Source organism: Kitasatospora sp. NPDC017646 (genome assembly GCF_044329365.1).
In the GTDB taxonomy this organism is placed as follows: domain Bacteria; phylum Actinomycetota; class Actinomycetes; order Streptomycetales; family Streptomycetaceae; genus Kitasatospora.
Window position 1 is genome coordinate 1 of the sequence record NZ_JBIRJC010000097.1, and the last position, 7,313, is coordinate 7,313.

General features: G+C 68.7%; 4 protein-coding genes and 1 pseudogene. 3 read left to right on the forward strand and 2 right to left on the reverse strand.

All coding sequences use genetic code 11. The annotated features are described in order from the left end of the window. Nucleotides 1-1,103: 1,103 nt before the first annotated feature. Nucleotides 1,104-1,199, forward strand: a pseudogene (locus tag ACH4J0_RS42400) (hypothetical protein); the annotation flags it as partial. A gap of 136 nt (nucleotides 1,200-1,335) precedes the next feature. Here the strand turns inward: ACH4J0_RS42400 and ACH4J0_RS42405 are convergent. Further along, nucleotides 1,336-3,099, reverse strand: a complete 1,764-nt coding sequence (locus ACH4J0_RS42405) for a DUF6895 family protein (protein ID WP_396246534.1) — start codon at nucleotides 3,097-3,099, stop codon at nucleotides 1,336-1,338. Nucleotides 3,100-3,187: 88 nt separating this feature from the next. Then, nucleotides 3,188-3,316, reverse strand: a complete 129-nt coding sequence (locus ACH4J0_RS42410; protein WP_396246531.1) for a hypothetical protein — start codon at nucleotides 3,314-3,316, stop codon at nucleotides 3,188-3,190. A gap of 1,289 nt (nucleotides 3,317-4,605) precedes the next feature. Between ACH4J0_RS42410 and ACH4J0_RS42415 the strand changes: the two genes are divergently transcribed. Together ACH4J0_RS42415 and ACH4J0_RS42420 are read left to right on the forward strand one after the other, a co-directional pair. Next, a complete protein-coding gene (locus tag ACH4J0_RS42415; RefSeq protein ID WP_396246532.1) occupies nucleotides 4,606-5,487 on the forward strand; it encodes a hypothetical protein in 882 nt (293 codons plus the stop codon). 167 nt (nucleotides 5,488-5,654) lie between these two features. Beyond that, complete coding sequence (locus ACH4J0_RS42420; RefSeq protein ID WP_396246533.1) at nucleotides 5,655-6,548, forward strand: endo alpha-1,4 polygalactosaminidase; 894 nt, start codon at nucleotides 5,655-5,657, stop codon at nucleotides 6,546-6,548. The last annotated feature ends 765 nt before the right edge of the window (nucleotides 6,549-7,313 follow it).

The window sequence follows — 7,313 nt, forward strand, 5'->3', positions numbered from 1 at the left end:
GTGCCGACCAGGAGCACGGGGTTACCCCCGGTCGTCGGACCCTGCGAGGGGACGAGTGCGAGGAGAATCGGGGACATAGGATTCCTCTTTTCCGATTTCCGAACGCCGGACAAGGCCATTGGTGGCCAAGTCGACGAGGCGTATTCCCTCACGGTAGGTTCGGCCGCCATCAGGTGGCAATAGGGAATTCGCCGAAGGCGGGAGCAAGCTCCCCATCAGGGGCGCACACTCTCTTCGACACTTCACAGGAGGGAACCGGTCGCGCCAGAAGACTTGCCGCTGGGCATTTTAGGTGAGCGCGAGCGAGCGCCTTCCCGGAAGGCTGTCGAGGAGTTCGCGAAGATCAACCGTGAATCACGGTGAAGCGCTCGGAAACTAGGAGGAGGAGCATGCGGAAACCGGCTCATTTGGCCCTCTGACCTGCAACTATATCCTTGTAATGGCGCAACGGTGAGAGCATGGCGAAGTCGTCGTACTTATTCGTGGAAGCGGGACCCGGCCGGGCCTTGTTGGGGGTGAAATCATGGCTTCCATGGCATTCCGTGATCGGGGGACTGCGACGCGAGGGACCCCTGGCGCACTTGATGCGCTGTGGCGATTCCTGGGTCAACGCGCCTTCCCATGGGTATTCATGATGCGCCCCGCCAGCCGGATGCCTGATCCTCACCGAAGAATTCCTGAGCAGTATCGAATGCGTGAGGCGAGTACCACGCCCCACTGCCCGCCCATCTTTCCCAAGGGCAGCCAGGGTGAAATTTCCGAGATCCATGAAGTGATCGGGAAGCATTGAGTATCGATTGAAGATTCCCCGCGGCGCCTGCTGCACGGAGCCCAGCGCACCTACGACTCCATCCGCGTGGACGGCATGCCCGAACTGCTCCCGGCCCTCGACCGGGTCATGAGGCCGTACGACCGGCGGGCCGACTGCGTGAACCACGGAGAAGGCTCGGTCACCCTGGCGCTGGAGAGCCGCAGCCGCGCCGAGCAGCGCGGCACGTACACCTACGGCCAGGTGCTGTCGCACGGCATGACCCGCGACGGCCTGTCCAATCCCCTAGCGAGCGAACACGATCAGTCACACCGAGAGCGAGCAGCCGGTCAGGGTGACGATCGCGCTCGATCAGCGGTGGCTCGCGATCAGCGTTCGGGACCGCTCCACGAGCGCTCCCCGGCCGCACCGGGCAACCGCCTGTCAAGAAGGCGGACGCGGGCTGCTCCTGGTGGAGAGCATCGCCGGCGCATGGGCGTACCGTGCGCGGGGTCGGTTCCGGTACCGCGTCCGCACCGGCGGCAGTGGACTGACGGCCGCCGAGCCGCCCGCAAGCGGTGAGGTGTTCACTCGTCGCACTTGTCGTACTCGTCGTACAGCTCGTGCAGACATGAAAGGGCGACGACACAACTCCGGGTCCAGATGCGTTGCGCCGTCGCCCGCTCCTGGTGGTCGTCGCGCGCCGGGTAACCGAAGGCGCCGGTGGGGTGCTGCTGGCGGAGCAGGAAATCGACCCCGTCGCGGGTGATCCGGTGATCGGCCCAGCCGAGCACCCCCAGCCCTTGAAGGAGCGCGGCGACCTCTTCGAGCCGGTAACTCCGGCAAGCGGCCGGCAGTGCAGCCACGAACCGCTCCGCGACGGGACGCCGGGCGAAGGCGTCGCCGCCGAGGCGAAGCGGTTGGCCGTCGGCGTACTGTGCCAAGGCCACGGCAGTGATCGCGGGCGCACGGTTCTCGGCCAGCAGGCCGGCGGGGTCCGCGGAGGCGAGGAGAGAGTCCGCCTGCCGCGCGGTGAGTCGGCCCAGGTCCTGCAGTCGCCTGACTCCGCCAGCGGCGGTCGCGGGAACGGCGGCGAGTCGGGTGAGTGTTCCTGCCGTGTCCGTCAGGAACCGGTCGAGGGAGTCGCAGGCCAGCCCGCAGGCCGCCAGGCCTCGCGCGCACTCGGCAACCGCGTCGACGCCCTGCTGCCCCCAGGCCACCGGCTGGGCGGGGGCACCGTCGGCATGTTGCACGAGACGGGTGAGCGTCCGGGCGGCGAGTTGCGGCTCCCCCACGGAGCGCGCGGCGCGCGAAGCCGCGCCCGCTGCCGCGACCACACCGTCGAAGGGCGCTTCGAGGGCGTCGTCGGTCAGCCAGGCGATGGCACGCCGGATCGCGGCTTCCAGCCGTCCCTTGCCGACGGACCGGGGAGGTGAGGGGCGTGGCCGCCGGATCACGGCTGCGTCGCGGGCGAGGTGGCCGGCCAGCGCTGCGACGATCGTGGTGTGGTAGCCGGTGGCCCAGGCACGGTACTCCGGATCGCCGTTCTCGAGTTCCAGCGGGAGGACGCCGTCCGGCCCGACGACCCGCCCGCTGGGTTCCTGTGCATCGGCGAGGAACGCCCATGCCCGTTCCGTCTCGCGTGAGTCCCGGATCCCCAGGCACAGCAGGCAGCAGAGCAGTTCGGCGACGAGGTCGGCGTTCTCCCTCCGGCGGTACAGAAGGCTGAGTGCCTCCAGCAGCTCCACGGCCTGCGGCAGACCGAATCCGGTGGGCCACCGGGGGATACGCCGACCGAAATCGGTGGCGTAGAACACGGTGTGCGTGATCGCGTAGACATCGCCATCGCTCAGCTTCAGCACGGATGGATCCGCGCAGAGCAGGGAGGAAGGCAGGACAGCGTCGGCCGCCGGTACTGCGTGATCGATTCCGGCCAACTCCAGCGTGTGCAGCAGATCCAGCTGCCGAAAGGGAACGCGCTCGAAACAGGTGGCGTAGCGCCCGGAGACCACTTGGCCGATGAGGTGCTCGAATTCGCGGTCGGGTCGCCCGCACAACCGCTGTGACGCGTAGGTGCCCGCGTACAGGAGCAGGGCCCGCTCGTCGCGTGCGACGAGCTCACGGTACGAAGCTCGCGCTGCCACCGCGGTGACCTGGTCGGACAGCAGCTGATAGTCGGCGTCGTCGAAGGATCCGGATTCCGCCCGGGCGCGCAGTCCGACCAGCAACGCGACCTCGACGAGCGCCTTGCGGACGAACAGCACGCGCCCCTCGTCGGCGGTGTCGGGGTCGAAACGGGTGCGGTGTGCGGCCAGCCAGGAGACCGCTCCGTGTTCCACCATGCGCCACATGTCGGCCACAGCCGCCCCCTGATGAGTCGATGCCACCCGTTCTCGCGTTCTGCCTGACGCAGATGCCCCCGTACGGCGCGATCCGGAGCTAGGCCTGCGCGGCCTCCTCGGTCACGGACGGGACGACGAGCACGTACTTGTCCCAGGCCAGCACATAGCCGGAGATTTCTCCGAGCGTGGTGGTCGCACTGACCAACTGTTCCAGAGTGGTGTTCATGTTTATCAGTTCGCTCCTCTCAAGAAAGGCGAGAGCGGCCCGGGCGTCGACAGCTGGGCAGTTGGTCATGACGAACCTCCGCTGGGGCGTGATTTCCGCGGGCTCCTATCCCGCAGGTACTTATTTTCGATAGTGTCAATGATGCGCGCGGATGTCACCGGTGAATTCCTTAATTCACCCGAACAGGTCATCTTGGATATAATATTTCCGGCGATGCCCTATCGAGTGCGGTCAGGTGACCATCTGCACTGTTCCGACCAGAGGACGGAGATCTCGCTCCACTGCGACGTGTTCGACGACGTGCGGGATCGTTTCCGGGTGGAACGCGCTCGGCCGTCCGAGTGAGAAGCAGACCTTCTGATGGCTGCATGCTGTAGCCCCGTGAGTTACTCGTGGCGATGACACCCGGCGGGTCGCCCATCCCTTGCCGGGGGAACGCGTGGGACCTCCGGAGACATGTGCTCCCCGGTCCGACGGCCGTCGGGCGCCCCCGGTAAGGAGCCAACGTCATGTCAGCTGTCGTGAACGCGGCGGCCTTTGGAGTCGGCGGTCCCCGTTACCGGAGGGGACGTCATGACCTCGGCGACTGACTGCCTGACAGCAAGGTCGGCGGCGACGGACGCGACCGTGCCGGTCGGGGCGGGCCCACCCGCATCGTGGTCACCCCGAACGGCAACCGCGCCCATGGGGCGAACCACGCGGCCGCGGCTGCGTGAACGGGATCGACACCGCCCCGAGCATGGTGGGCATTCACCCCCAACGCTCTCTCTCCTCCACGTGCGTGACAACGGCGCGAACACGGTGAGCGTCAGCCCGACCCGCAGGCCGTCAGCCCGAACCGAGGACCCACCGCGGGCGGTGCCGGGGGCCCTGTCGTCGCACTGGCGTCTCCCTCACCGCGCCCGCCCTGATCCCGGGTCCCGCAGACCTGACCAGCACCACCACAGGCACCACGCACGTCCCCAGCGCCCACACCCACCGCACTCCTGCGTAGACGGGCACCCACGGGTGGCCGCCGGACGGATCGGGCAGTCGGAACCGGCCCGACGAGAACCTCGACGAGGCCGTGGTACCCCACCGATTCCGGTGACCGCCGCACCGTCCGGCTGCCACACGGACGGTCAATCCTGTGCCCCCAACAGTCCCAGGCCGGATGCCCGAACAGGTGGGACCGGACCACACCAGAGGGCTCAAGCCACCACGGGCCCGGTCCCAGCACACCCTCGACCCGTTCCCGGACACGCCGCACGCGGCCCCGTGAACGATCCATTCGACACCAGGGAGAAGCAATGAACCACAGCAAGCTGGCGATCCGCACGCTGGGCGCTCTCGGGGCGGCCGCCCTCATGGCCACCGGCGTGGCCGCCACCCCGGCAGCCGCGCAGACGTTCGTCCCGTGCACCACCGACGCGCTGGCGAGCGCCATCACCGACGCCAACACCTCCGGCGGCACGCTCGCCCTGGCCCCGGGCTGCGTCTACACCCTGACCACCCCTCTGCCGTCCATCCAGAACACGATCACCATCGAGGGTGACGGCGCCACCATCACCCGTGACCCGGCCGCGCCGGCCTTCCGCATCCTCACGGTCGACTCGACGGGAAACCTGGACCTTCGCGAGGCCGTCATCACCAATGGTGACGCGACGGGAGACTTCGGGGGCGGCATCCGCAACGACGGAGTCCTCACTGTCAGGTGCAGCCTCATCCGTGACAACCACGCCGACTTCGCCGGCGGGATCGGCGGCAACACCGGGTCCACCACGAGCGTCGACGACAGCCTCATCAGTGGCAACAGCGCGCTCCACCAGGGTGGCGGTCTGGGCAACGACGGCGACATGACCATCGACAAGAGCGTTGTCGTCAACAACAACGCGCTCGACCTGGGCGGCGGAGTGGCCAACGACGCTACGCTGAACGTCTCGCAAAGCTCCGTCTTCGACAACTCGGCATCCGGGCCCGCGGGCGCGGGCGGCGGAATCGCCAACTTCGGCGGTGCCGGCGCCACCACCACGCTCACCCGGAGCAAGGTCGTCAGCAACATCGCGACCAACGCCCCCGGAGGCGTCTACAACGACGGCGGCGGCGTCACGCTCAACTTCACCGCCGTGCTCGCCAACAACCCGACCAACTGCTACGGCAGCCCCACCGCGGTCCCCGGCTGCATGGCCTGACCCACCGAGCCCGCCGTCCGCGGCCCGGCGCACCTCGACGGCGGCCACGCCCTTGGCCGCCGTCACCGATCACGCCCGGTCTCCGACGCTGCCGACAACCACATGCTGCTGTCCGCCGACCCCGACGACGCGATCACCCCGCCGCTTCCGCCTCCTGGAGTTCGATGATGCCCGCTGACCATGGTCGATCCCGCAGGTCGGGGGTCAGGATCGCCGCAACACTGACGCTCTCGGCGGCAGCCGTTCTCGCGGTCTCTTCGTGCAGTTCCTCCGGCGGAACTGCGGAACCGGCGGTGACGACCTCGCCTCCCGCCTCCGGGGGAACATCGGCATCGGCGACGGCCGCACCGGCCGTGACGTTGCCTCCCGTGCACGCCGGGTTCGACTACCAGATCGGCGGGCCGTACCAGCCGCCCGCCGGTGTGTCCGTCGTCAGCCGCGACCACGAGGCGTCCCCGGCTCCGGGGATCTACAACATCTGCTACGTCAACGGCTTCCAGGCCCAGCCGGACGCAGAGCAGGAATGGGACCCGGACCTGCTGCTCCGGGACCAGGCCGGCAATGTCGTCCACGACACCACCTGGAACGAGGCGCTGCTGGACATCAGCACGGACGTCAAGCGTCAGCGGATCGCTCTGAAGGTGGACGGCTGGATCGAAGAGTGCGCCACCAAGGGCTTCGACGCCGTCGAGCCGGACAACTACGACAGCTACACACGGTCGGCCGGACTGCTGGGAGCGGCCGACGCCGAGGCGTACCAGTCCCTACTCGTCACACACGCCCACGGGCAAGGCCTTGCCATCGCCCAGAAGAACGCGGCGGAGCTGGCCCCCGACCGGCGGCAACTGGGCCTCGACTTCGCGGTGGTGGAACAGTGCGGCACCTACGGCGAGTGCAACCGTTACACCGACGCGTTCGGCGACAGCGTATTCGACGTCGAGTACGACGAGCAGGGCCTCCAGACGGCGTGCACGACGTCGGGGGCTCGCATCAGCATCGTGCGCCGCGACCTCGACGTCGTCGCGCCGGGCGACCCCGGCTACCTGCGCCAGACCTGCTGAAGCCCCGTCATCCTCGCGAGGACGCCGTGCCGTGTTTGCGCAGCCCGAAGCCAAGCGATCTCCGGGGCGGTGGCTCCGGGCACCGTGGCGCCGGCAGCCCGGACGGCTCAGCCGCTCGTCCCGGGCCCGTGCGAGCCGGGTGAGTGCGTCTCGCAGGAGACCAGCGCACCGCGTCGGACCGCGATGCGAGCGGCCGGCGCCTCGACGCTTCGTCCTACCACGCCGGAGGGGCCGGCATCCGCGATGGGCGTACGCCGGACATCTCGTAGCGCTGGGCCTTTCGGGTGACTGTTCGTCAATACCGTTGCTTCACATCCATTCGTTCGGGTTAATGACGATGTCTGAACCGGCGGGCCGCCCATCCCGTGCCGGGAACCTCAGCTGGCGGCCCGTCCGTTGTTCCAGCCCCTCCACTCGGACACCGGGGCTGAGCGGTTCGAGCCAGCCCGCTGTCAGCTCGCCGGCACTCGCCGACGCCACCGGTCCAGATCCCGAAGTCGCGACGGTGTCGGTACCCGCGGCCCCGTTCATTCCCGCCCCGTCCCTCGGACTCGCTGCCGGGCGCGGTGCGCCGGGTCGAGGCAGTGGCCGGACAGCTGACAGGACCGGGGCCGGGCGACGTGGCTGAAGGTCCAACCAGCCGCAATCACCGTTCTCACACAGGAGACACATCGTGAACGCAATCGTGCACGCGACGCCGTCGGCGCCGAGCCTCACACTGCCGTGGCCGCTGCCGCCCGTGCTGTTCGCGGACAGCCCCAACGC